The 26,319-nt window shown below is 37.3% G+C and carries 24 protein-coding genes and 1 riboswitch; of the genes, 20 read left to right on the top strand and 4 right to left on the bottom strand.

Annotated elements, in window-relative coordinates; translation table 11 throughout:
• Positions 1–323 precede the first annotated feature (323 nt).
• From ACFQU5_RS18640 to ACFQU5_RS18620, 5 genes are all read left to right on the top strand, one after another.
• Positions 324–1,940: a thiamine pyrophosphate-binding protein gene (locus ACFQU5_RS18640; protein WP_390291363.1), complete on the top strand. Its 1,617-nt coding sequence runs from the start codon at positions 324–326 to the stop codon at positions 1,938–1,940.
• A 214-nt stretch (positions 1,941–2,154) separates the two neighbouring features.
• Positions 2,155–2,553: an acyl-CoA thioesterase gene (locus ACFQU5_RS18635; RefSeq protein WP_390291360.1), complete on the top strand. Its 399-nt coding sequence runs from the start codon at positions 2,155–2,157 to the stop codon at positions 2,551–2,553.
• Positions 2,554–2,872: 319 nt separating this feature from the next.
• Positions 2,873–3,925 carry an NAD(P)/FAD-dependent oxidoreductase gene (locus tag ACFQU5_RS18630; RefSeq protein WP_390291357.1) on the top strand — a complete coding sequence of 351 codons (1,053 nt, stop codon included), beginning with the start codon at positions 2,873–2,875 and terminating at the stop codon, positions 3,923–3,925.
• A 996-nt stretch (positions 3,926–4,921) separates the two neighbouring features.
• Complete coding sequence (locus ACFQU5_RS18625) at positions 4,922–5,812, top strand: helix-turn-helix domain-containing protein (RefSeq protein ID WP_390291354.1); 891 nt, start codon at positions 4,922–4,924, stop codon at positions 5,810–5,812.
• 139 nt (positions 5,813–5,951) lie between these two features.
• A complete protein-coding gene (locus ACFQU5_RS18620; RefSeq protein WP_390291351.1) occupies positions 5,952–7,529 on the top strand; it encodes a putative bifunctional diguanylate cyclase/phosphodiesterase in 1,578 nt (525 codons plus the stop codon).
• 44 nt (positions 7,530–7,573) lie between these two features.
• On the opposite strand, the gene ACFQU5_RS18615 is transcribed toward ACFQU5_RS18620, so the two are convergent.
• Positions 7,574–7,774, bottom strand: a complete 201-nt coding sequence (locus ACFQU5_RS18615; protein WP_036201146.1) for a cold-shock protein — start codon at positions 7,772–7,774, stop codon at positions 7,574–7,576.
• A gap of 408 nt (positions 7,775–8,182) precedes the next feature.
• On the opposite strand from ACFQU5_RS18615, the gene ACFQU5_RS18610 reads away from it, so the two are divergent.
• The 5 genes from ACFQU5_RS18610 to ACFQU5_RS18590 all read left to right on the top strand — a co-directional run bounded on the left by ACFQU5_RS18610 (position 8,183) and on the right by ACFQU5_RS18590 (position 13,869).
• Positions 8,183–8,956, top strand: a complete 774-nt coding sequence (locus ACFQU5_RS18610; protein ID WP_390291347.1) for a metallophosphoesterase — start codon at positions 8,183–8,185, stop codon at positions 8,954–8,956.
• 162 nt (positions 8,957–9,118) lie between these two features.
• Positions 9,119–9,565 (top strand): SACOL1771 family peroxiredoxin, encoded by a 447-nt coding sequence (locus ACFQU5_RS18605; RefSeq protein WP_390291344.1) that lies wholly within the window; start codon positions 9,119–9,121, stop codon positions 9,563–9,565.
• A 31-nt stretch (positions 9,566–9,596) separates the two neighbouring features.
• The gene (locus tag ACFQU5_RS18600) at positions 9,597–11,585 is read left to right on the top strand and encodes an ABC1 kinase family protein (protein ID WP_390291341.1); all 1,989 of its coding nucleotides are present in this window, start codon (positions 9,597–9,599) and stop codon (positions 11,583–11,585) included.
• A gap of 522 nt (positions 11,586–12,107) precedes the next feature.
• Positions 12,108–12,851: a hypothetical protein gene (locus tag ACFQU5_RS18595; RefSeq protein ID WP_390291339.1), complete on the top strand. Its 744-nt coding sequence runs from the start codon at positions 12,108–12,110 to the stop codon at positions 12,849–12,851.
• A gap of 130 nt (positions 12,852–12,981) precedes the next feature.
• Entirely contained in the window at positions 12,982–13,869 is an 888-nt protein-coding gene (locus ACFQU5_RS18590) for a 5'-3' exonuclease (RefSeq protein ID WP_390291336.1), read from the top strand.
• 27 nt (positions 13,870–13,896) lie between these two features.
• On the opposite strand, the gene ACFQU5_RS18585 is transcribed toward ACFQU5_RS18590, so the two are convergent.
• On the bottom strand, positions 13,897–14,409 hold the full coding sequence (locus tag ACFQU5_RS18585; RefSeq protein WP_390291333.1) for a C39 family peptidase: 513 nt from the start codon (positions 14,407–14,409) through the stop codon (positions 13,897–13,899).
• Between the two features lie 122 nt (positions 14,410–14,531).
• Here ACFQU5_RS18585 and ACFQU5_RS18580 point away from each other — a divergent pair, with 122 nt between their 5' ends.
• On the top strand, positions 14,532–15,242 hold the full coding sequence (locus ACFQU5_RS18580) for a YjjG family noncanonical pyrimidine nucleotidase (protein WP_390291330.1): 711 nt from the start codon (positions 14,532–14,534) through the stop codon (positions 15,240–15,242).
• 385 nt (positions 15,243–15,627) lie between these two features.
• On the opposite strand, the gene ACFQU5_RS18575 is transcribed toward ACFQU5_RS18580, so the two are convergent.
• Together ACFQU5_RS18575 and ACFQU5_RS18570 are read right to left on the bottom strand one after the other, a co-directional pair.
• Positions 15,628–15,831: a tautomerase family protein gene (locus ACFQU5_RS18575; RefSeq protein ID WP_390291327.1), complete on the bottom strand. Its 204-nt coding sequence runs from the start codon at positions 15,829–15,831 to the stop codon at positions 15,628–15,630.
• Positions 15,832–15,945: 114 nt separating this feature from the next.
• On the bottom strand, positions 15,946–16,263 hold the full coding sequence (locus tag ACFQU5_RS18570) for a thioredoxin family protein (RefSeq protein ID WP_390291324.1): 318 nt from the start codon (positions 16,261–16,263) through the stop codon (positions 15,946–15,948).
• A gap of 280 nt (positions 16,264–16,543) precedes the next feature.
• Here ACFQU5_RS18570 and ACFQU5_RS18565 point away from each other — a divergent pair, with 280 nt between their 5' ends.
• The 9 genes from ACFQU5_RS18565 (at position 16,544) to ACFQU5_RS18525 (ending at position 26,240) form a co-directional block, all read left to right on the top strand.
• Positions 16,544–18,928 carry a 3-hydroxyacyl-CoA dehydrogenase/enoyl-CoA hydratase family protein gene (locus tag ACFQU5_RS18565; protein WP_390291321.1) on the top strand — a complete coding sequence of 795 codons (2,385 nt, stop codon included), beginning with the start codon at positions 16,544–16,546 and terminating at the stop codon, positions 18,926–18,928.
• Positions 18,929–19,008: 80 nt separating this feature from the next.
• Entirely contained in the window at positions 19,009–20,181 is a 1,173-nt protein-coding gene (locus ACFQU5_RS18560) for an acetyl-CoA C-acetyltransferase (RefSeq protein ID WP_390291319.1), read from the top strand.
• A 161-nt stretch (positions 20,182–20,342) separates the two neighbouring features.
• Positions 20,343–22,124, top strand: coding sequence for an acyl-CoA dehydrogenase family protein (locus tag ACFQU5_RS18555; RefSeq protein WP_390291317.1), 1,782 nt, complete (start codon positions 20,343–20,345; stop codon positions 22,122–22,124).
• A gap of 321 nt (positions 22,125–22,445) precedes the next feature.
• Entirely contained in the window at positions 22,446–22,802 is a 357-nt protein-coding gene (locus ACFQU5_RS18550) for an arsenate reductase family protein (RefSeq protein ID WP_390291314.1), read from the top strand.
• An 81-nt stretch (positions 22,803–22,883) separates the two neighbouring features.
• On the top strand, positions 22,884–23,264 hold the full coding sequence (gene gcvH / locus ACFQU5_RS18545; protein WP_390291311.1) for a glycine cleavage system protein GcvH: 381 nt from the start codon (positions 22,884–22,886) through the stop codon (positions 23,262–23,264).
• Between the two features lie 232 nt (positions 23,265–23,496).
• Positions 23,497–23,859 carry a toprim domain-containing protein gene (locus ACFQU5_RS18540; RefSeq protein WP_390291308.1) on the top strand — a complete coding sequence of 121 codons (363 nt, stop codon included), beginning with the start codon at positions 23,497–23,499 and terminating at the stop codon, positions 23,857–23,859.
• A gap of 40 nt (positions 23,860–23,899) precedes the next feature.
• Entirely contained in the window at positions 23,900–24,199 is a 300-nt protein-coding gene (locus ACFQU5_RS18535; protein ID WP_390291305.1) for a thioredoxin family protein, read from the top strand.
• 61 nt (positions 24,200–24,260) lie between these two features.
• Positions 24,261–24,367: riboswitch (SAM riboswitch) on the top strand.
• A 186-nt stretch (positions 24,368–24,553) separates the two neighbouring features.
• Complete coding sequence (locus ACFQU5_RS18530; RefSeq protein WP_390291302.1) at positions 24,554–25,579, top strand: methionine ABC transporter ATP-binding protein; 1,026 nt, start codon at positions 24,554–24,556, stop codon at positions 25,577–25,579.
• Positions 25,572–26,240, top strand: coding sequence for a methionine ABC transporter permease (locus ACFQU5_RS18525; RefSeq protein WP_390291299.1), 669 nt, complete (start codon positions 25,572–25,574; stop codon positions 26,238–26,240). Before ACFQU5_RS18530 ends, ACFQU5_RS18525 begins: the two co-directional genes overlap by 8 nt.
• Positions 26,241–26,319: the final 79 nt, after the last annotated feature.

Raw genomic sequence — 26,319 nt, 5'->3', positions numbered from 1 at the left:
CGTTACGAAACTTTGCGTTGTCCATCTTAATTGAACCGCCGTATACGGAACCGTACGTACGGTGGTGTGAGAGGTCGGGAGTTCATCACTCCCTCCTACTCGATTAGTTTTCAATTCATAGATATGTTTTCTTTTAGTAGAAAGCTTTTGCTTCCAGAATCTTTAATATAGTTTTATGAAAAGAACTTAATCTTCATTTTGCTATGCGTTTGGAAAAATGAGGATTAACCGGCGCTCTTTCGGGAAAAAATAATATGAACAAAAAATAAATAGATGCTTTATGCCTGGCAGGTTCAAAGATCTATCAAGGAGGTTCATATGAAATGGCAAAAACAGAGCGAACGGTTGCTGATTTGATGCTCGAACAATTGTCTTTGTTCGGCGTAAAACGGATATATGGGGTTGTGGGTGATGCTACCATCGGACTCATCGACGCATTGGCAAAGCAGGATAAAATTAAATACATTGCGGTCAAGCATGAGTCGACAGCTGCTTTTATGGCATCTGCGGAAGCAAAACTGACAGGCGGGCTTGGAGTGTGCACCGCGACGATGGGGCCAGGTGCAACTAATCTGCTAAACGGGCTAGGTGATGCTTATGCAGACAAAGCGCCTGTACTCGCAATCACTGGGCAGGCACCAAGCAATAAAATTGGCACGGAATATCCCCAGTATATTGACCAGCAGGAGCTCATGAAGCCTTTTGCTGCTTATTCTGCTAATCTAGCCAGCCCGGATGCGACAATAGAAGTTCTTCAAAAAGCAGCCCGAACATCACTCGGTCAAAGGGTTGTCACACATTTATCCGTTCCAAAGGACTTTTTCATGATGCCGGCTAAAGGGGAACCGCGTGCATTGCCGGATGTGATAGAGGGCGCTTCCATCTTCACGAAAGAAAGCTTGGAACAGGCAACGGAAATTATGAAAACTGCCAAGCGACCAATGATCCTTGCGGGCTACGGAGCGACTCAAGCTACAGAAGAGTTAGAGAAACTTGCTGACTTGTGGGGAGCCGGCATTCTTGCAAGCTTGGGCGGAAAAGGATTGTTTGGAGAATCTTCCCCGCATATTTTGCAAGGGATAGGCGAAGGCGGCAACCCTTATGCCGCTGATTTATTTAAGGAGGCAGATGTGGTACTTCTTGCGGGCACGAAATGGTGGCCGGAGGGGTATGTCCCAACTGATGCACGTGTTATCCAGATTGACCGCCATTTCGATAAATTTGTAAAAGGAATTCCAACAGAACTGGGAATCATCGGCAAAACAGAAGAAGTCCTTCCATTACTAAGGGAGAGCCTGCAAGGGTTCTCGCGCTCTGAAGATTGGGTGGCACGTTGCCAGGAAATAAAAGAGAAATGGTCCAAGCAAAATGAGCAGGAAGGGAGTACCGAGGGTTATCCTGCCCATCCTGCACGGATTATCCGCGCCCTTGACAAAACAGTGGCACCGGATGCTATTCTTGCGCTGGATACAGGAGATAATACAGTATGGACCAATCGCAACTTCCGGCAAAAAGAACAATCTGTTTTGTTCTCCGGCTACTGGCGGACAATGGGCTTTGGTCTTCCAGCAGCGATGGCCGCCAAGCTTATAAAGCCTGAAAAACAAGTAGTGGCCGTAGTGGGGGACGGAGGACTTCAAATGGTGCTTGCTGATTTACTGACAGCTACCCGCTATGAACTCAATATTACGGTCGTAGTCTTAAATAATGAGAGCCTGCAAATGGAGAGAGACAAAATCAAAGCTGCAAATAAGAAAGAAGTTGGGGTAGATTTAACCAATCCTGATTTTATTAAATTGGCAGAAGCTTGCGGATGGAAAGCATTACGCGCCGCCTCAGATACCGAGCTGGAATCGGTGCTGGAAGAAGCACTCAATACGAATGCTCCTACGCTGGTGGACATCAGCACGGCACAGGTATTCTTCCCGGAAACACAATAAAAAAAGTGGTGATCGAAGAGTCGATCACCACTTTTTTTATGATGAGGCTGCGGACAGTTCTATTACGGTAGTTAAAATAGGTAACATTAAACTGAATCAGGTAAGATGTGAATAGCTAGAAGTATGTGAATGGAATGTATTGGCAAGAAGTAATCTCCAACCTTTTTGGATAATATCTTAGACTATAATGTGCAAAGGGGAGAGATTTCGTAAAATGAACTCAATAACAGGAATCCAAGTAAAAGAAGAGGATATTGATAGTTTAGGGCATGTGAACCACATGGTTTATCTTCACTATCTACAGGCTGGCAGGACAGATTGGTTTAGGGAGACAGGGTTATCTTTCGAGAAATTAAACAAAAGGAATATAGAGTCCGTTGTGTTGAAATTAGAAATTCTTTACAGACAGGAAGCCAAGGTAGATGAACGGTTAATCGTTAAAACTCAACCTTTGCGTTTGGGGAATACCAGCTTTGTCTTTGAGCAAAAGATACTAAATGAGAGAAATGAAGTCATTACTGAAGCAACAGTAACGGAGGTTATGTTTGATTTGATCACGAGAAAGTCAAGACCTGTAGTCGAAGAAATTATCCGTGGTTTCCAAAAGGAATAGGCAGTGGAAAAGGCTGTTACTGTATTCGTAGTCAGATACATTCTTGGATATGAAAAAAGAGGGCTTGTTCTTATCAGAAATTAGGTGCTTCACATAATCCAAAGGACTTTATATAGAATATCAATATTAGCGCTCCCAATAGGTAAGCAGAGTATTTCTGTTTATCTATTGGGAGCATTTTTATTTGGCGAAACAACGAATATTTTACAAATTGATTTATTTGTATATTTGTTATTGAAATTGATTATCATTATCTATATTATTAACTTATTGAGAATTATTATCAGAGCGTGAGGGATAAAAATTTTAGGAGGCTCACATGGAACTTTTTGATGTAACAATTATCGGTGGCGGTCCTGCTGGTTTATATAGTGCTTTTTATAGTGGTTTACGGAATATGAAAACGAAAATTATCGAGGTACAGCCTGTCTTAGGCGGTAAGGTCAATATCTATCCTGAGAAGGTATTGTGGGATGTTGGCGGACAGCCGCCAATGCAAGCACAGCTGTTTGTTCAAAATTTAGTCAATCAAGCGAACACATTCTCACCAACAATCTGTCTGAATACGAAAGTAGAACAGATTGAGAAACAAGGCGATATTTTTGTCATTTCAACGAATTCGGGAGAAGTACATTATTCAAAAACAATTATTGTTGCTGTGGGTGGAGGTATTCTAAGCCCAATTAAGCTTGAAATTGAAGGCGCAGAAAAATATGAAATGTCGAACTTGCATTATACGATTTTAGGTTTGGAACGTTTCCGCAATAAAAAAGTTCTTGTATCAGGGGGCGGAAATGGCGCAATTGACTGGGCTGTAGAGCTTTTATTCGTGGCGAAAGAAGTTGTTGTCATATACCGCAAGGATCAATTAACAGCCCATGAGTCACAGGTAGAAAAACTAAAAGAGCATGGTGTGGAAATTATGCTTAACTCGGAAATAAAATCAGTAGTATCGAATAACAGTAAAACAGCAATTGAAAAAGTTGTCATCTCTCAAAATGGGAAAACTCATGAACTAGAGGTTGATGATGTTCTAATAAGCCATGGCTATAATCGTGAAGTGTCATTAACGTTTGCAGATGATATCAAACCAATACGCAAAGATGATTACTACCTAATTAGCTTAGGACAATGTAAAACATCAGTACCAGGGATTTTTGGTGCCGGGGATATTATTACTTATGATGATAAAGTAAACTTACTAATTGGCACTTTCCAAGATGCAGTGCTTGCGGTTAATAATGCTAAGAAGTATATAGATCCAAAAGCAGATCAATATGGAATGGTTTCGTCACATAATGAAAAATTTGCAGAGAAAAATAAAGAGCTTTTAGAAGAGTTATTTTGTAAAACTGAAGCTCCTAGTCTATAGTTTTTAAAACCTATTGTTGCCTTAAAAGGGTGAACTAATAAGCAGTTGGAAGGGGATATTGTTAAAGTGAAAGCTTTGAACAGTATCCTTTTTCCTATTGTATAATACGAATTATAAAAATCAAAAGTCTACTTTAGGTAGAATTGCTTTACGATGTTCGAAGGTGAAATGTTATCATTGTATAATAATTTTTATTGTGCATTTAGAAGGGAATACCCGTGTTAAATAAAATCGAATCTTTAGAGCAATTCATAACTTCATTACCAGCTTTCAAATTGGCGGTTCCAATAAGATTTATCCATTGTAGTTTGTGATTTGCAGTTTGTGATTTAGAAAAATCTATTGCTTATTTTCCTGGGGATAATATTAATCTAAATATTAAGGTGGGACAAAATGGTCGAGTCAACTCAGCAAATCCGCCATACATTAGTACAGATACAAGATATCGCTAAACAAGTGGACAAGCCATTATACAAATGTCTGGGGTTGCATACGAGCAGGCGGCATCTATCAACAGTTGCCCACTTCGTCAAGGATATTCACGAACTTAACAAGTTAGCTACGAGAATGCAGAAGTCCTAATAAGTTAGCAGCGCAGATGAAGAACAATTTGAACCACGTCATGCATATACATAGCGTGGTTTTTATGTTAGATATATAATGAGACTGAGGAAAATATAGTAAAAAAAATCCCCCTAAAAAAGGAGGAAAACAATTACAGACTGGTAGTTAAAAGGTAGAAAACAAACGCAAAGTAAACTAATTATCTAATTATTAATCGTATCCAATAAACCACATCATAGGTCTAATTTCAGGAGTAGTAGTCAAAGCGATTGCGGTAGCAAACACAGCTAATTTAATGATATTAAAAATCTTTTTCATAGTCTTTCATTCCTTTCTTTGGAAGTTTTAATATAATGAAATTGTACTAGAGAAAGTTAAAATATGGTGAATGTGTATACTATATTATACAAAAAGTTAGAGAGGAAGTGTGTTATGGAAATAGGTCAGGTTATAAAATATATCCGTACAAATAAAAAAATTACACAACAGGAACTAGCGAATGCTATAGGAATGACGCGGCCATATATAGCAAGAATTGAATCAGGTAAGAATAGTATCTCCTCTGATAAACTTACAGATATTTTAGAATACTGTAATGTTACATATAATGAATTTTTCTACATAAAAAATGATTATACAAAATCATCTAAAATGAATGAATTTAATAGAGTAATTGAATTATATTATGCGAATAATATAGAGGAAATATCAAAAATAAAAAATAGAGTTAACGAGCTATACAAGGAAAACGGGGACATCTTTTTAAGACAGTTTTACATTCTGTGTCATTGTATGGAGAATAATCTAGATCCAAATAAAGTTAAAAAAGAATATATTAAAGAAATCACAGATTACTTATTAAGTATGGAGGAATGGTGTTATCATGAACTGGTGATTTTAAATAACTTTATTTTCTTATTCCCTCCGGAAACAGCATTCCTAATGACAAAAAACTTATTATATCGCGCTGATAAGTACAAAGGCTTAAATTTAGACAAGAATATGTTGAGCTATTTATTCTTCAACTTATTAGAGTTTAGCTTTAAGTACGAAGGCTATCAATATTCGAAGATTATCTTGGATGCAACACAAAAATACTATAGGAAAGTTTCGGATTTCTTTGAGCAAACACTCATAATCTATTATGAAGGATTACTAGATATTGTTGAGAATTCTATCGATCAAGGAATTGAAAAATGTAACCGTGCATTTACAATTTTCCAAACTTTAGGTCACGAAAGTATCTATAAAAAGTACAAAGAAGATTTAGATGAATTGTTGAAAAAAGTAGCAAGCAAAGATTCGGTATCTGAAGAAGTATAAAATAGTGTACAAAAAATTAAATCCCCCCTTAAATACGATTAAATAAAAGTAACTACTCAAAGAAAATTTCATCATTCCAAATTACCTAATAAGTTTTTGAAGTGGTTAGTTATTTTGATTTAAAAAAGGGGGGTCAATGATGAATAGTTATCCGTATTTGGACAAAAAAAATATCATATACGTTGTAAGTGGGTTTGTTGTCCTTGCTCTTGTTAGTTTTCCTGTCTTTTCTAAAGAAAATTTGATTTCTAATAGTATCATTTCTTCTATTCTCATTATATTGCTGCTTTATTTCGCTATTTATGTAAAATCGATTTACGAAAATGCCGTTAAAACATTGCGTGATACGGAAAGAAAGTTATCGAATTCTGAAAAACAGAAGCATTTTATGTCCTATTATGATGAGGTTACAAAGCTTCCCAATGAACGTTATATATTGGAAAAGATAAATACCATTGTGAATCATGATCCATCTCGTAAAGGACTATTCGTTTTTGAAGTGGAACGATTCGCAACGATTAAAAGCTCGTTGGGTTCATTTTATACAAATCGCATGCTGGAATTAATTGCAGAAAGATTACAAGATACTTTTCCGAATTTTACAATCGGGAAATTTCAAGAAGATCAATTTCTTATCTTAGTCGATAGTAAAAAAGAAAAAAAAGCGTATCTTACTCTGTGTAAACAGCTTATTGAATTGATGGAAAAACCGTTTTGCATCCAGCATTTTTCCCTGAATATTACAGTAAATATGGGAATTGCCTATTATCCTGAGGATGCCCGTACAGCAGAGGATCTTATAAAATGTGCTCAATTTGCTCTATATGAAGCAAGAAACGTACCGGAACATTGGACTTTTTATGAGCCAGCAATGTCTCTTGTTCGTGAAGAACAGCTGATGCTGGAAAATGATTTATACAAAGCCATTCAAAACAATGAATTATTCCTTCAATATCAACCTCAGTTAAAATTGAAAACAAAGCATGATATTTCAATGGAAGCTCTTGTGCGATGGAAACATCCTAAAAAAGGACTCATTCCACCATCAGACTTTATTCCAATTGCAGAAGAATCTGGTTTAATTGTACCAATAGGAAAATGGGTACTCGAAACAGCTTGTAGACAAACCAAACAATTGCAAGAAACTTTAGGTCATCCGATTACGGTTGCGGTCAATTTATCACTTGGCCAGCTTTTTCACGAAAATTTTGTTCAAGTTGTAAGCTCGATTTTAAAAGAAACAAAACTTTCCCCTGAAAGCTTGCAGCTGGAAATCACGGAAACGATGACAATGGATAAACAATTTTTGATGCCGATCTTAAATGAACTAAAAGCCATAGGAATCACAATTGCTTTAGACGATTTTGGAAAAGGGTATTCGTCACTTTCTTATTTAAAGGATTTGCCAATTGACTGTTTGAAAATTGATCGTGATTTTGTGAAAAACATGAGTGAAGACGAACATGAGCCATTAGTGGACCTAATTATCTCCATGGCGAAGCATTTAAAACTAAATGTGGTAGCAGAGGGAGTAGAAACAATGGAGCAATTCAATTATTTAGTTAATAGTGAATGTGATGCGGTACAAGGGTACTTAATCAGCAAACCGAGCTCATATGAGACGATTATTAAGAATAGCAAAGGTTTGAAGAAATACGATTTTTATTGTCAAACGCAGTCGGAGTATTATTGTTTGATTAAACAAATATTTAATTAAAAAAAGGGCAATCTCTGTTAAGAGATTGCCCTTTGAGCTTCAAATTAAAGTTTAGTTACGTTAGAAGCTTGTGGTCCACGGTTTCCTTCTTCAACTGAGAATTCAACTTTTTGACCTTCTTCTAAAGTTTTGAAACCGTCGCCTTGGATTGCAGAGAAGTGTACGAATACATCGTTTCCACCTTCAACTTCGATAAATCCAAAACCTTTTTCTGAGTTAAACCATTTTACTGTACCTTGTGTCATATTAATAGACCTCCAAAAAATTTAATCAATAACTAATTACTTCAAAATACTATAAAAAAATTCACACATTACAAAAAGTACCGAACGTTCACGATTACTTTTTGTAACATGTGAATTCATTAGATATGAAGCAATATAATTATTATAAGCTTTATTATACTAGGGAATTCCAGAATTGTCTAGAGATAAATAAAAAAAAGAAAAATTGTTTTGCAAATCCCTATATTCTAATGCAGAAGGGAGTTTATTTAATTAATTTCCCTCAAAACTGCTTTTCATATAGATATAAAATATTTTCCAGCTGAATATGATATAGTAAGAATAGAATGAATTATGAGATTATATGGCAATTTTTAAGTGCATCGTACACTTATAAGAAGCTTGTTTATGTAAATGGGGTGTGTGTAATTGGATAAAGTTTTCGTAATAGGGGATATACATGGTTGTTATAGTTTGCTGGAAGCCATCTTAACTAAATGGAATCCAATTGAAGAACAACTCGTCTTTCTGGGGGACTATCTTGATCGTGGACCGGATAGTTTAAAGGTAATACAAAAAGTCATGGAACTATGCCAGGATTACGATGTAGTTACATTAAGCGGGAATCATGAGCGGCTATTCTTAGGTTGGCTAGAGAAACCAGAAGAACTATCAGAGTATTATTTTAATCCAAAGGTTGGGGGAGCAGCTACTATACAGAGCTTTTACAATGATCCGAATTGGAATATTGCCTTAAATAACTTTTCAGTCAAAGAGCTGACAGCAAAAATCCAAAAAGAACAGGGAAAAATCGTTGAATTTGTGAAGGGGTTGCGACGTTTTTATCTATGGGGACCATTCCTATTTGTTCATGCTGGGATTTCTTCACTTGTGGAGAATTTCCGAGATACAAAAGAAGAGGACTTCTATTGGATTAGAGAAGAATTTTATAATGTTCCGCATAAAGCAAAAGAAATTATTGTATTTGGACACACACCAACAGTTTTATTAAATGAAGACAAATCTAGTAATGTATGGTTATCGCCTTGTCAAAAGAAGTTGGGAATAGATGGAGGAGGGGCCATCTTTGAGCGAGGTCAGCTTCATGGGGTTGTCTTTACAAAGGACTCTAGAGAGATTACCATTCATTCTGTTGGTTTAAGTTCTGATTTAACTACAAATACTCTAGAGTTAGATTTATAAAATACGCCACTTAAACTGGTAATTGTTTCAGTGTAAACTTTCGAGGATTCGCCTTAGTTGGTGGGTCTTTTTTTATTATTGGAGTGTTTTGAATTGTACTGTGGCTTTTATTTATCAACCTTGTGCAAGAGTGGTATAGTATGGTTAGTGAGGTGGAAGGAAATGTCTAATAAAATTGAACATATTTTTAAGCTTCAAACGAGCTGGGATGGTGGAAGAAATGATACGGGTGAAATTTACAGTGGAAATTTAAAAACCACTATATCAATCCCGCGTGAAATGAATGGTCCCGGAATTGGGACGAATCCCGATGAGTTGCTTTTAAGTGCTGCAGCTAGTTGTTATATTATCTCTTTGGCGGCGATGCTGGAACGTTCAGATGTAAAAGCACGTCTATACCTTCAATCTGATGCTATTGTCCAAGTAGAAAATAATATTTTTACATACAAACAAATCATTCACCATATTGAAATTGTATTACAAGAACCATGCGATTCAAAGAAGCGAATCGCAAAACGACTAGCTGTTAAAGCAGAAGAGAGCTGCATGATTAGTAAAGCGTTGAGAGGGAATGTAGAAATTATAGTAGATTGTAAAATAGCAGAATAGAAATTCACAAAAGAGAAAGCGAGTGTAAGGGATGACAATTCTTAAGCCAATCCTTCTGATCGTACTTGTAGCCGCTTTTACCTTTTTTATAAGTGGTCGATTAATAGGGGCGAATGTCAATCTTTTTAAAAGAGTACTGTCGGTCGTGATAAGTGTTGCTTTCACGACTTTTATCTATTGGTATACGTATTTAAAGGGGAAGGAATATTCTTTTGATACGGTCAACAGTGTAGTAAATGTTACGACAGTACTTTGGATTGGGAGTATGTTACTTATTTCCATGCTGATTTATTTGTTTTTTGAACTATTTGACCCGATTGCATTCGATGAGAAATCAGGCAGACATCATGGCAAAAAATCATTGACAAAAAAAATGGTAGGCTACTGGAGACATCAAAAGAGGTTGCGGAATGTAGTAAAAATCGCTGTAACAAATGGCATTACCAGAACGGTAAAGTACGCAAGAAATCGTGACTCCGATCGAGAATTAGCCATCGCATTGCGTGAGACACTCGAGCAATGCGGAGGGATTTTTATTAAATTTGGGCAAGTTCTGTCAACTCGCAAGGAACTATTTTCGCCTATTTTTATAGAAGAGCTAGAGAAATTGCAGCAAAATGTGACTTCGCTTTCCGAAGATCAAGTACATGTCATTCTAAAGCAAAACTTACGTGGTGGGGTAGATGACGTATTTTCATATTTTAATAGAACACCTATTGCAGCTGCCTCAATTGGCCAAGTACATAAAGCGGTTTTGCGAAAAACAAATGAACCAGTAGTCGTCAAATTGTTGCGACCGGATATTAAAGAAATTATGCGGGAAGATCTAAGCATTTTAGTGGAATTCGCTAATTGGATCACAAGTAGATCTCAATGGGCAGAAAGTTTGGGCTTTCTCGATTTGGCGGAAGGGTTTGCTTCTTCCTTAAGGGAAGAAATTGATTTTCATATTGAAGCTCGCAATATGACTCAAATTTGTAATGTTATGAAGAAAAGCGATTTAAGCGTCAATATCCCAAAAATATATGAAGAATATAGTAATGAGAATATTTTAGTAATGGAACTGGCACAAGGTGTTAGTGTTGCCAATCTTCCAGATGAAACAGTGATGAGCCGTCATGACATTGCAGAAACTCTTCTTTTCTCCTATTTAGAACAAGCTTTAGTTTCGGGAATTTTCCATGCCGACCCTCATCCCGGGAATATCTATTATGATGCAGCGACAAATGAGATTACGATATTAGATTTTGGTGCAGTCTGTCGATTATCAACTTCTCAGCAAGAAGGGTTAAAACTATTCTTTTTAGGTATTCAACAAAGTGATTCATCGATTCTTTATGACGGAATATCCTTGTTGGTTAAGAAGCAAAATGATGTGAATCGGGTAGAATTAGAGCAAGCGATCAGCCAAATCTTGTTAAGGATTTCTTTTGTAGAACGGATTCGTTCAGATGAAATCGTCTACTCGATTTTCTCGGTTATCCGTGATTTCGGTTTGCAATTATATCCGTCTGTAAGCCTTGCCTTACGAGTAATCGTTACTTTAGATGGGACTTTACGAATTATTGACCGTGAGTTTAACATCTTTGAGGAAGCCAAAATCTTTTCGAGTAATTTCCTAAAAGAAACATTGAAAAAGCCTTTCAAGGAACCACATGAAACAAAAGAGAGAATAGAAGAGGAACTGGCAATGCTCCTACCGAATTTGCGGAAAATTCCTCGAAGGGTAGATCAGTTGTTTAAAAAAGTCGAGGATGGAAAGGTGATTTTGCATCACGATATCTTCTCCGATAAAAACAATAAAAATTTCATCACACAGTTATTTTCGAGGTTTATATTATTATTCGTAGGCATTACATTCGGCATTATTTCAGTTGCTCTCCTTGCCATCTCGCAAGTCGTTCACACGGCGTACGCAATCTACTTAAATACTGCTGCATACTTTGGCCTGTTTCTATGTGCCGTCTTACTCGTACGTCTATCCATACAAGCAATTCGTGATATGAAACAGATAAAATAGATGAAGAGGCAGGGTCAGATCAAAAAGCAGCAAATTTCTCGCTGAGGAATTTGCTGCTTTTTTGTTCCATTTTTTTAAAACATTTATTTCCTGTATAGGGATATAAATGCAATAACTTGTCAATCATGAATTAAATAGGAATTGTTAGCGAATCTATTATTTATCTAGCTTTCAAACTAATAAGGAGGTTTTTGATAAGGGATTAAATAGAACATTTCAAAATCAGGAAGTCTAGAATGATTGCGAAGAAATTATATTATAAAAACATCCTCAAAATTGAAATTTCCACTCATATCTTGAAATGAATCAATTTTTGTTAGTGTTTTTCTATTCGAAGTTTATTCCCTAGGAAATATTTCGTTTGAAAAGCAGGAAGTTGAATTATATCAGCAAAATTTATTTGACTAAAAAACTATAAATAATGGTTAATAACCATTCTATTAAAACAATCAAATACGTATATTTTGCTTTCGGTAGAAATATAAAAATAATAGTTGAAAATGTGAAAGGAGAGTATCATTCATGCTGCAAATCAGTAGAAAGCTATTTGCTCTGCCAATTAATCAGGTTTATTTTAAAGAATCGAAGTGTGATAGCAGATTTGACCCGAAAATTATTTGTTATACCCATGTCTTGAAACCGAGTCGCAAGCTTCAAGGCCAAAAAACCCTCCATATCGATTTAAGACAAGATGAAACAACTCTAAATTATAAAATGTCTGATAAAGTAATTCCTTTGTTGGATGACATGCAGGATGAGGATTGGAAAATTTCGAGATGGGATCATCCAACCGATAAGGATATTGAAGCGTATCAGCAGTTTTATAACTTAAATGCCAAACAAAAGGACATTCGAAAACTAGACAAGTATGATGTGCAAACATTGAAGCTTCTTCGTGATCAAGGTGGACTCCTCATTACGAAAATTGAAAATGAACAGAAGGCATTCATATCTTATGGCATTTATGCCGTTGGTGAGGAAATGGTAATGGCTCTTTATAATGACGGTCAAGGATTAATAAATGACAAATTCGAACAGAGTGTAAATTATTTTTTATGCTTGGAAAATATCAAGTATTTTGGTGAGCAAGGATACCGAATTTACGATTTTGGCGATATTAAAGATTTGACGATTTTAGAGCAACTAAACGAGCACTTTGGAGGAAAGTTAGTAACAGTCTTTTCGGGATACATTACAAAATCCCCTTTCAGTCAAATGCTATTACAGCTCAACTTAAAAGGGCTGAAGAAACGACTAAGTTATTAATGGGAACCAAGCAATTCCATATATGCCTAAATTAAAGTGGAATGCGAATTAATTAACAATTCAATTGTCCTCTAATATCGCCTTTGTTTTGTTATAATAGAAACAATAGATTTAGAGAGGATTTTTAACGATGACAAATAAACCACATCTTTTAATAGTCGATGGAATGGCGCTTTTATTCCGTTCCTTTTTTGCCTCAAGTGCGATGGGGCATTTTATTCGTTTGGCTGATGGGACACCATCGAACGGGGTACAAGGATTTGCTCGCCACGTCTTGACGGCGCAATCGATTTACCAACCAACACATCTAGCGATTTGTTGGGATATGGGTGCACAAACGTTTCGAAATGAGATTTTTGATGGTTATAAAGCAAACCGTCCAGCCCCACCTGAAGAAATGCTTCCTCAGTTTGATATGGCAAAAGAAGTATCAGAAATGATAGGGTGGCAAAACTTTGGTGTAGTAGGAATGGAAGCGGACGATATGATTGGTTCCATGATTGAAAAATGGAAAGATGAAGCTTCTATTACGGTTATTTCCGGTGACAAGGATTTGCTTCAATTATTAAATCCATCTACACAAATCGCCTTCACGAAAAAAGGTTACTCCGAGTACGATATCTATACAGAAGAACGTTTTAAGGAAGAGTACTTAATCGAACCATACAAGTTTGCTGATGTGAAGGCCTTTATGGGTGATACAAGCGATGGATATCCCGGGGTTAAGGGAATCGGTCCAAAAACCGCGCTTCAGTGGATTCAAAACTATGGTTCCATTGACGGCGTACTGGAGAATTTAGATGCGCTAAAACCAGCACAACGTAATAAAGTTAGCGACAATCTTGAAATGCTGAAGCTCTCTCATCAATTAGCCAAGATTCAGAGAGACATGCAAATTGATGCTACTTTAGAAGAGCTGGTAATCAAGGATTATGCCCAAGAAACTATTGATCGTCTTCAGGATAAAGGATTCAGTCTAATTGCAAAACACGCGAAAACTTTATATTCTTTCGTATAAAATAATGTGCTGAGGTGATGTATTCAATCACCTCGGCTTTATTTTTACGAAACTTAGTACCTTGTGGTTATCAGCATAGCGAACCTTTCTTATTTGGCTATCTCGATTTCGCCCGCCATTATCGTGAAGGATTAAGTACAGTTCATTATCCATGATTTCATAACCAATCAGGGGAACCCAATGATATTTAAAGGTTGGTTTTGCGAACCATTGGAAAGTAAAGTGCTTATCAAATTTCATCGCAACTGGTCTACCGGCATCAAGTTCCCTTAGGCTTTCGGAAAGTGTACAGCGTGAGACAATCCAGCCCGGACCTAATAGTTTTCGCAAGTTTTTTATAAGGCGCCATGTAAATAAACCAATTCTTGTTCCGCCAAGCAGCTTATAAAGTTCATTGACTTCTTTGACTGTAGATTGTTGATGCGAGTGATAATTTAATATGACAGATACTGTAGTAGGACCGCAAGCAGAGTTTTGATATTGTGGATTTATATTTTGACTATATTGAGACATACCAAGAACATTTAGCTGAACTTTCATATTTTCACCTCTTACCTTCTTTTTACTATCATATCGGATAGGAATGGTTGTGAACAAAAGAATGATATAATTTTATGGGAAAATTTAAATAGAGATTGGTTACATATTAAAGGGGGAGCAAAATGGCACAATATAAGACTTTATTATTTGATTTAGATGATACGTTGCTAGACTTTAGAGCATCTGAAGAAGTGGCTTTACAAAATTTATTTAAAGATCAACAGTTTACATTAACGCCTGACATTAAAACGAATTACAAGAAACTGAATGAATCGTTATGGAAAGCTTATGAGAGAGATGAAATAGACCGTGATGAAGTCGTGAATACGCGTTTTGCTTTACTATTTCAACAATATGGAATGGAGGTAGATGGAATCGCTCTTGAGATGAATTATCGAAAATATCTGTCTCAAGGCCATCATTTAATAGAAGGAGCTTTGGAATTAATTCAAGCGCTGCATACTGAATTTGATTTATATATCGTGTCCAATGGAGCGTCTTACACACAGCAAAAACGATTGAAAGATTCAGGTCTTGCCCCGTATTTTAAAAAAGTGTTTGTTTCGGAAGACACAGGATATCAAAAACCAATGAAAGCGTTCTTTGACTTTGTATTTTCTCAAATCGAAAACCTTAATATGCAAGAAACCTTAATCATTGGGGATTCCTTTAGTGCCGATGTAACTGGCGGGTGGAATGCGGGAATTGATACTTGCTGGATAAATATAATAGGACAGGAGAATCAACATTCTGAAATTGTTCCTACATACGAAATCCGTAAACTAGAGGAGATTTATGCAGTATTGGGGATTGAGAAATCTAAGCTTGGCTAAAAATGCTATTGAGCAGTAAGGAAGTAACTTGCGAATTGGGCGAGGATTAAAACTGTCTCAAAGTGCAGGTAATTGAACTAATCTAGTTGAAGGAGCAGTGGAAAGGTCACGAACCAGGCTGTAAGGTGACAAAACTAGTCGGAAGAGCAGTGAAAGTGTCACGAAGCAGGCTGTAAGGTGACAAAACTAGTTTGAAGAGCAGGGGAAGTGTCATGAGGCAGGCTGTAAGGAGACGAAACTAGTTGGAAGGGCAGTGGACATGTCGCGAACCAGGCTGTAATCGGTCTAAAAAAGCTGCAAGACATAGCAAGCATCTAGAAATCACTTAAAATCACAAACAAAAAAAGTGGGAAAAACGAATGGTTCTTCTCCACTTCCCATACTATTATTTTCCTTCTTTTCTTCTGTTCGTTACAGTTTCTCCGCCAATACCCCAATTGTCCGTGTCCACTTCATCAATGACTACCACTGTTGTGGCAGGGCTTTTGCCGAGTACATCTACCAGTAATTGAGTTGCCCCTTTAATAAGGGCAGCTTTTTTTTCAGGTGTGACATCTTCATTTGTAATTTTGATATTTACATAAGGCATTTTGTTCATCCCCTTAAATGTTCTTATATTTTATATATAAGTAACAGCTAGACTAATAAAAAAGCCATGAATAAAGTTTTTAAAAACCTATTCATAGCTCGTAAAATCTACTCTTTAGCTTTGCGCGTTCAAAAATTCTTTTACATCATCCGGCGATTTTGCGTTTGCACTGTGTAAGTGAGCAAGTTTTTCACTGTTTTTGAAGATTAATAAACTTGGAATTCCCAGTACTTGATATTTTTCTGCTAGTTCAGGAAAATCATCACGGTTAATTTCATACCATGTGTATTGGTTGTATTCTTCAATAATTGGATCAATAAACATGTTCATGCGTGTGCAGTCTGGGCACCAACCAGCGTAGAATTTTACAATCACCGGTTGTTCAGATGCGATAATTTCGTTAAATTGTTCATTTGTTGTAATGTTTTGCATTATCATTCACTCTCCTTATAGATAGTGTACACATTTTAAATTATTGGGAAAAGTAATTTGACTCAATGAATAGTTGTTCATATCATATAAAACACTCTAGTAATTTAATAAATACTCAACCGGATTTTTTAGAAAATTAAGTTAAAAGTTATTGCTAAATTTAAGGAAATCATCTACACTAAGAACAGAAAAAGGGATTTAAAGAATTAAATTTTATGAATTTATTTTTTTTTGGCATAAAATGAATGAGTATTCATTCAAAGGATTAAGGGGGATGTTTATGTCTTACAAAATTCAAAAAGCAGCCGTACTCGGTTCAGGGGTAATGGGGTCAGGAATTGCAGCACATTTAGCGAATATCGGGATTCCAACATTATTATTAGATATAGTTCCAAGAGAGGTAACAAAAGAAGAAGAAGCAAAAGGACTTACATTAGAACACCCTGCTGTTCGGAATCGTTTTGCCACTAGTGCCGTTCAAAAGCTGTTAAAACATAAACCGGCACCACTCACTTCCAAGAAAAATTTAGCACTTATTACTGCGGGGAATTTAGAGGATGATTTAGAAAAGCTTAAGGATGTTGACTGGGTCATCGAAGTGGTTGTTGAAAACCTGGACATTAAGAAGAATCTATTTGAGCGAGTAGATTCTGTGCGGAAACCAGGAACGATTATTAGCTCGAATACATCCGGTATTAGCGTGAATGCAATGGCTGAGGGACTTTCAGAGGATTTCCAAAAGCATTTTTTAGGTACGCACTTCTTTAACCCACCACGATATTTAAAGCTATTGGAAGTCATTCCTACACAACAAACGTCCCCAGAGGTTGTTTCCTTTATGAAAACGTTCGCTGAAGACGTGTTAGGAAAAGGTGTTGTGATCGGGAAAGATACACCTAACTTTGTTGCAAACCGTATCGGTACGTACGGATTATTAATTACTTTGAGAGAAATGCTAAACCGTGGTTATTCAGTAGGTGAAGTTGATTCGGTTACTGGAACACTAATCGGGCGAGCAAAATCCGCTACTTTTAGAACTTTGGATGTTGTTGGGTTAGATACATTCCTGCACGTGGCTCAAACGGTTTATGATCAAACTACAGGCGATGAACAAAAAGTGTTCCAAGTGCCGGAGCTAATGAAAAAATTAGTTGAAAATGGTTGGTTAGGGGCGAAGTCCGGTCAAGGCTTCTTCTTGAAAAAGGGCAAGGAGATTCTTGAGATTGACCCTGCTACTTTAGAATATGTACCAGTGAAAAAGCTGCAGACACCTTCGATTGAAATGGCAAAACAAACAAAAGGACTTCCAAATAAAGTGAAGACACTGGTTTATGCTAACGATCGTACAGGTGAATTATTATGGAATATTTTTGCTCCAACATTAATTTACTCTGCTGAAATGATTGGTGTTATAGCAGATAGTATTGTTGAAATCGACAATGCCATGAAATGGGGCTTCGGCTGGTCACAAGGTCCATTTGAAATGTGGGATGCAATCGGTGTTAAACAATCCGTAGAAAAAATGGAAGCTGAAGGCAGGGAAGTGCCAGGCTTCATTAAAGAATTTTTATCTCAAGGCTTTGAATCCTTCTATACAGAATTAGATGGTGATTTAGCTTACTACAATGGATCAGAATATGTAAAAGTGCCGGTCAATGAAAAAGTAATCGATTTAAAACGCTACAAGAAAAAACAAGGGGTTCTTAAATCGAATTCAGGTGCTAGTTTAATAGATTTAGGTGATGGCGTCGCTTTACTGGAATTTCATTCGAAATCCAATGCAATAGGCCTTGATATTATCCAGATGCTGAATTTTGCTATTGATGAGGTAGAAGCAAACTATAAGGGACTTGTCATCGGGAACCAAGGCAAAAACTTCTGTGTCGGTGCAAACCTTGGCATGATTTTAATGGAAGCTCAAGATGATAACATTTTTGAACTGGACTATACAATACGTGCATTCCAGAAAGCGATGCGCCGAGTAAAGTACAGCAAAAAACCTGTTGTGGCTGCACCATTTGGCATGACGCTTGGTGGAGGAGCGGAAGTTTGTTTGCCGGCTGCTCATATTCAAGCATCCAGTGAAACCTATATGGGCTTAGTAGAAGTAGGGGTAGGTTTAATTCCAGGTGGTGGAGGAAATCTGGCACTATACGAAAAGTTCTTAAAAGGACTTCCAAACGGAGTAGAGGTTGACTATCAAGCAATTGCCAATAAAGTATTTGAAACGGTTGCAATGGCTAATGTTTCTGCTTCAGGTGAAGAAGCGCGCGACAATAACTTCCTAAACTTTGCTGATGGCATTTCAGTTAATCCAGATCATCTCATCTATGAAGCAAAACAGGCTGTACTTGCACTTTCAGACGCGGGTTATATTGCACCGGTTCCGAAAAAAGTAAAGGTAGTTGGAGCACCAGGGTATGCAACGCTTTTATTGGGATCACAGGGTATGTTCCAATCAGGCTTTATTAGTGAGCATGATTTAAAAATCGCGAAGAAGCTAGCGTATGTAATTGCAGGTGGGCTAGTGCCATACGGAACAGAGGTAACAGAAGAGTATCTACTAAACTTAGAACGCGAAGCATTTTTGCAGCTTGTAGCCGACCCTAAATCGCAAGCAAGAATGCAGAATATGCTCATCAAAGGAAAACCGCTGCGTAATTAATTAACTTGTGGATTAAAGATTGATGCATAACTTGACGGAATCTGAATTAACTCAAGCAATGAATAAGGGGGATACACAATATGCGTGAAGCCGTAATTGTAGCAGGTGCAAGAACGCCAATAGCCAAGGCGAAAAAAGGATCGCTTGCAACCGTACGTCCCGATGATTTTGGGGCAGTAGTAGTAAAAGAAACATTAAAAAGAGCGGGTTATGAAGGTCCCATAGATGATTTAATTATGGGCTGTGCAATGCCTGAAGCGGAACAAGGGATGAACGTTGCACGTAATATCGGTGCATTGGCTGGTCTACCAGATTCAACACCAGCAATAACAATTAACCGCTTTTGTTCTTCAGGTCTTCAAGCGATTGCTTATGCAGCAGAACGTGTCATGCTAGGTCACTCAAAGGCCGTTTTGGCTGGTGGAGTGGAATCGATGAGCATGATTCCGATGACAGGCAATACCGTTCGATTAAATCCGAAATTAGCAGAGGAAGCACCTCAATATTATATGAGTATGGGTCATACGGCTGAGGAAGTGGCCAATCGTTATGAAGTAAGCAGGGAAGACCAGGATGCTTTTGCGGTACGTTCTCATGAATTAGCCCAAAAAGCGATTGAAGAAGGTAAATTTAAAGATGAAATCGTGCCTGTTGAAGTGGTTCAGCATTATGTTGACGTGAACAATAAGTTGCAGTCACGCACGTTTACATTTGATAAGGATGAAGGTGTTCGAGTAGGTACTTCTATGGAAGGTCTTGCAAAATTGCGCCCGGCATTTAACGTAAAAGGCTCTGTAACAGCGGGGAATTCTTCTCAAACATCTGATGGTGCAGCAGCAGTTCTGGTCATGGATCGCGAAGAAGCTGAAAAACAGGGATTAAAACCGATGGCAAAATTTCTAGGGTTCGCAGTTGGAGGGGTACCACCAGAAGTAATGGGTATTGGACCAATTGAAGCAGTTCCTAAAGCTTTAAAAATCGCAGGTCTATCTCAAGATGATATCGATTTATGGGAATTGAATGAAGCCTTTGCTTCTCAATCGATTCAGGTTGTTCGCCATTTAGGAATTGATATGGAAAAAGTCAATGTGAATGGTGGAGCAATTGCATTAGGGCATCCACTTGGTGCAACAGGTGCCATTTTAACTTTAAAGCTAATTCATGAGTTGAAACGCCAAGGCAAAAAATATGGTGCTATAACAATGTGTATCGGTGGCGGAATGGGTGCTGCTGGAGTTATTGAAGTTTTATAATATAGGAGTTTTATGAATTTGTTGATTAGCTTTAGGCAATCGTCCTATACCTACTGCCTTTCGGAAGCCGAATGTCTAAAGCTTTTCTATAGATGAATGGGAATTTATAAGAATCGCTTACAAATAGATTTTTAATATCGAATAAAGGGGAGGAAGTAAAAATGGTTCAAACTACAAACATTATTAAGGGTGGAAGTTTTTTAATTGAAGATGTGGAATTAGAACGTGTCATTACTCCTGAGGATTTTACGGACGAGCAAAAAATGATTGCTCAAACTACAACTGATTATGTAGAAAATGAAGTAAAGCCAGTAGTTGAAAACTTGGAGAATCATGAATTCGAGCACTCTGTTAGTCTATTAAAAAAGGCTGGGGAACTAGGTTTATTGGCAGCAGATGTCCCTGAAGAATACGAGGGCTTGGAGTTAGATAAAATTTCATCTGCTTTAATCGCGGAAAAAATGTCTCCTGCAGGTGGTTTCTCCATCACGCATGGTGCACACGTTGGGATCGGTTCATTGCCAATCGTATTATTTGGTAACCACGAGCAAAAATCGAAATACTTGCCGAAACTTGCTTCAGGCGAGCTGATTGCAGCTTACGCTTTAACTGAACCCGGATCGGGATCTGATGCCCTAGGCGCTAAAACGGTTGCTAAGCTAAATGAAGCGGGTACTCACTATGTATTAAACGGTGAAAAACAATGGATTACCAATGCTGGCTTCGCTGATGTATTCGTTGTTTACGCGAAAATCGATGGAGATCAATTCACTGCGTTTATCGTCGAACGTAAATTCCCTGGTGTATCTGTTGGTGCAGAAGAAAAGAAAATGGGGATCAAATCATCTTCAACACGTACGCTAATTTTACAAGATGCAGAGGTTCCTGTTGAAAACCTGCTTGGTGAAGTTGGCCGCGGTCACGTAATTGCCTTCAACATTTTAAATATCGGGCGCTATAAATTAGGAGTTGGTACTGTAGGTGCATCAAAACGTGCTTTAGAATTAGCTATTGCTTATACAAACCAACGTCAACAATTTAAAACACCATTATCAAGTTTTAATCTTACAAAAGAAAAAATTGCAACGATGGCGTCGCATCTTTATGCTTCTGAATCCTTAAACTATCGTACTGTAGGTTACTTCGAAGATCGTTTAAGCCAGCTTTCAAAAGAAGAACAAAAAGATGGAAAAGCGATTGCTGGGGCGATTGCTGAATATGCGATTGAATGTTCGATTGCAAAAGTATTCGGTTCAGAGACATTGGATTATATCTCTGACGAAGCAGTTCAATTACATGGTGGATATGGTTTCATGGCAGAATATGAGGTAGAACGTATTTACCGTGATTCTCGCATTAATCGTATTTTTGAAGGAACAAATGAAATTAATCGCTTAATCGTTCCTGGAACATTCATGAAAAAAGCATTGAAAGGTGAACTGCCTTTACTTCAAGTTGCCCAAAAGCTGCAAGAAGAATTAATCATGCTAATGCCTGAAGAAATTGGTAATGAGCCATTAGCACAAGAGAAATATCTAGTGAAAAATGCTAAGAAAATTGGTGTGCTAGCAGCTGGAGCAGCAGCACAAAGGTTTGGTGCAAAACTAGAAGCTGAACAAGAAGTACTTGTTAACATCGCCAATATTGCTAACCAGCTATACGCAATGGAGTCAGCTGTCATTCGTACAGCAAAAGCTATTGAGCGTGATGGTGCAGAGAAGTCGAAGCAAAAAATACTTTATACGGAAATCTTCTGCCAAGAAGCATTTGCGGAAATCGAAAAAGAAGCAAAAGAAACGATTTTAGCAGCAGTTGAAGGCGATGCTGGAAAAATGACACTTTCTGCACTTCGTAAACTCACTAGAAATAACCCATATAACCTCATCTTGAAAAAACGTGAAGCATCGCAAAGATTAATCGAAGCCGAAAAATATATCGTATAAGCTTTCCCCCTGGGGCATCCTATAATCAGGATGCCCCAGACTGTTGACAAACGCTCGCATCCTGCGTTACTTGTCTCTCTCGTCCCCTCATGAACCTTTTGTTCTATTCGGGTCTTCGCTCGACTACGTGCCTTGGATGACAAGCGTTTTCAAGACAGTCTGGGCCTGCTTTTATTAAGAAATAACTTAAAAAACGTGTAGACAAAATCAAAATTATAAACAATTCCTATTATTCAGAATTAAATATGTGCCTGGCACTCAGATTTAGTTCTCTGCTATACTTTAGTTAAATAAATTTTAGTAGTAGTGAAGGAGTATGTTATGGCGGTTAAATTGATTCAGTATCCACGTTGCACCACTTGCAAGAAGGCGGAAAAATGGTTAAAAGACAATGAGATAGAATATGAAGCGATTCATATTGTGGAACAGACACCCTCAAAAGAAGAGTTAAAGGAAATTTGGGAAAAAAGTGAACTTCCTCTAAAGAAATTTTTTAATACTTCTGGCATGAAATATAAAGAACTGGGCTTAAAGGACAAGTTAAGTTCAATGTCTGAGGAGGAACAATTAGAATTACTTGCTTCAGATGGTATGTTGATTAAAAGACCAATTGTAACAGACGGTGAAAAAGTAACACTGGGATTCAAAGAAACTGACTTCACTGAATCTTGGAAATAAAGCTCTGCTCTATCTTGTTTTTGGTTATAAAATATGTCAAACTTAGCATGTATGAATTACATATATTTGGAGGGGTTTTTAGTGAGCACACCGAAAGATTTACGTTACTCTAAAGAACACGAATGGGTAAAAGTTGAAGATGGAAAAGTACGTATTGGAATTACACACTTTGCACAATCTGAACTTGGCGATATTGTTTTCGTTGAACTTCCACAAGTTGGCGACGATATTCAATTAAACCAACCATTCGGTAGTGTTGAATCTGTTAAAACAGTTTCAGAACTATACGCACCAATTTCAGGTAAAGTTGTTGAAATCAATAGTGAACTTGAAGATAGCCCAGAATTTGTAAACGAGTCGCCTTACGAACAGGCTTGGATGGTAGTGATTGAACCAACTGATCTTTCAGAAGTGGAAGCTTTATTAACTCCTGAGCAATATGATGAATTAATTGAGGCATAATCTGAATATGATATATTAAAACGCCAGAAAATCACTGGCGTTTTTTTTACAATCTAAATATAATAAGTAACCACACTTTTATTTCACTGATAATGGGAAAGACTTTCTACCTAAAATCAGTGGGAAAAGACTTCGATTTTCGCTAACGAAAACCGTGCTTTTCAATCATTATCCTTATGCATATTTGAAGACGTTATTTAGCTGTGTTACTACAAATCGTGGGGTGAAGCAAATGATAGTTGATAAGTGTATAATTGTTGAAGGTCGATCGGATAAGTTAAACATTGCACCAATATTTGCAGAGGATGTTAAAATTATTTGTACAAATGGTACGATTAGTGAGGATGCATTATTAGATCTTCTAGAGCCATTTGAAGAATGTAAACTCTATACGTTATTTGATGCGGATAATTCAGGAGAAAAGTTGAGAAAGCTAACAAAAAGAATTTATTCTGAAGCTGTTCATCTTTTCATACCCCGAACATATATCGAAGTGGCAAATGCACCTAAAAAAGTGTTGGCAAATTTGTTAAACGAGGCCAAATTTTCTGTGCATAAGCAATATCTATCTTCATCAATTGAAACGTTAAATTAGCTGTTTATATTACCTAAACCAATGAAGTAGGATGATGATTATGAAAGAATGGACAACTGAAAATTGGGTGCAACAACAGGAGCAAAATGCCTTTGTTGCCCTTTATCTATATACGCCTATGTGTGGGACTTGTGCAGTTGCATCGAAAATGTTGGAAGTTATAGAAAATCTTTTACCAGATCTGCCGCTAGGGAAAGCCAATATTAATTACTTAGAAACGCTAGCGATGGATTATCAAGTTGAAAGTGTCCCATGTTTGCTGATTAGCGAACATGGAAATGTCGAAAAAGTGTATGCTTTCCAATCTGTACCATTCCTATATGAAAAGTTAAAAAAGTAGTTGACGAGGGTAGAACTGACGTGGTAAAGTAACTTCCATAATCTAAAACTTAATATCGTAACTCTTATAAAGAGCGGTGGAGGGAAGTGCCCTATGAAACCCGGCAACCATCACATTTATGTGAAAAGGTGCCAAGTCACGCGAAGTGGATACTTTGGAAGATAAGAGAACGGTTAACGTAAACAATACATTTACGTCCCCTTCTACTTGTCTTGGTAGAAGGGGCTTTTTGTTTGTAAAAAATTTTCTCCTAAATTTCACTTAGCTAAATGGGTAAACTTAAAATACCTTCAAGTTTATATAAAAGAATACATAATTACGGTTTGAGATCGAACGTAAAGTAAGGAGTCACATATGATTAAACTTAAAGATATATCGAAAATATATAAAACAAAGAATGGAGAATTAACAGCTGTCAAAGATGTTAATTTATCTATTAATAAAGGTGAAATCTTCGGAATTATTGGCTATAGCGGTGCCGGAAAAAGTACGATGATTCGCTTATTAAACGGTCTGGAAAAACCTTCTACAGGTACCGTAGAAGTAAATGGCCAACAGATTTCTTCGATTTCTGGTACACAGCTTCGTCAAGCAAGACAAAAAATCAGTATGATCTTCCAGCATTTCAATCTACTATGGTCAAGGACAGTTGCGGATAACATTGCCTTCCCATTAGAGATTGCAGGTGTCTCAAAGTCGGAACGGGCACAACGTGTGAAAGAATTGATCGACTTGGTTGGGTTAACAGGGAGAGAAAGTGCTTATCCATCTCAATTATCAGGCGGTCAAAAGCAACGTGTCGGGATTGCAAGAGCGTTAGCCAATAACCCGGAAGTCTTGCTTTGTGATGAAGCAACAAGTGCCCTTGATCCAGAAACAACGGATGCCATTTTGGAACTGTTGCTGGACATCAATAAGCGTTTAGGGCTAACGATTGTTCTTATTACACATGAAATGCATGTTATCCGTAAAATTTGCAAACGTGTAGCAGTAATGGAAGCTGGACAAGTTGTTGAATCTGGCGACGTTCTTGAAGTGTTCCAAAATCCCAAAGCCGAAATAACAAAGAACTTCGTAATGCAAGTTTCAGGAACAAAGGAATCGAAAGAATCGATTGAGCAAATTCTAGTGAATTACCCTACAGGGAAAATTGTGAAGCTGACATTTATAGGGAATAAAACGGAACAACCGGTAATTTCCCAAATTATTAAGGAATTTGATGTAGAAGTGAATATTGTTCACGGGAATATTACACAAACTACAAGTGGTCCTTACGGAACATTGATTGTTCAGATTGATGGCAAACCAGATCAAGTTGAAAAAGCATTCAAGATTTTAGAGTCTCGAGAAATTCAAGCGGAGGTGATTGACCATGTTTAATCAATTATTTCCGAATGTTGATTGGGTAAAAATGTGGGAAGCTACATACGAGACACTATATATGACGGTTATTTCTACAGGAGTAACCTTTGTACTGGGGCTAGCAATTGGAATACTGCTGTTTTTGACAAGTCCGCACCAAATCTGGGCAAATAAAATAGTGAATCTTCTAACTGGCTCTCTCGTTAATATATTCCGTTCTATTCCATTTATCGTATTAATTATTCTTTTAATTCCGTTTACGAAGTTCTTGCTTGGAACAATTCGAGGAGTTGAAGCGGCTTTACCGGCTTTGATTATTGGTGCTGCACCGTTTTATGCTCGCTTGGTATTAATCGCTTTACGAGAAATTGATAAAGGCGTTATAGAAGCAGCTCGATCAATGGGCGCGAAAACTTCAACGATTATTTGGAAAGTGTTGATTCCTGAGTCTTTGCCAGCATTACTTTCCGGTATTACAGTAACTGCGGTTGCATTAGTCGGATATACGGCAATGGCTGGTATTATCGGGGCAGGCGGATTAGGAAACCTTGCTTTTATTGATGGCTTCCAGCGCAGCCGTGAAGATGTAACATTAACGGCGACGATTGTTATTTTATTGATTGTGTTTATTCTTCAATTTATTGGAGACTTTATAACAACAAAGACTGATAAACGTTAATCAGGATTTTAGTTTTATTTAGTAATTGGTGCTGACGGTTTAGCCGTTCACATATAGAAGAAATGAAAAGAAAAGGAGA

Origin of the sequence: Ureibacillus sp. GCM10028918, assembly GCF_042666115.1 — a bacterium.
Lineage (GTDB): Bacteria > Bacillota > Bacilli > Bacillales_A > Planococcaceae > Ureibacillus.
The sequence above is the reverse complement of the archived record's forward strand: the minus strand, read 5'-3'. Positions and strand labels throughout refer to the sequence as shown.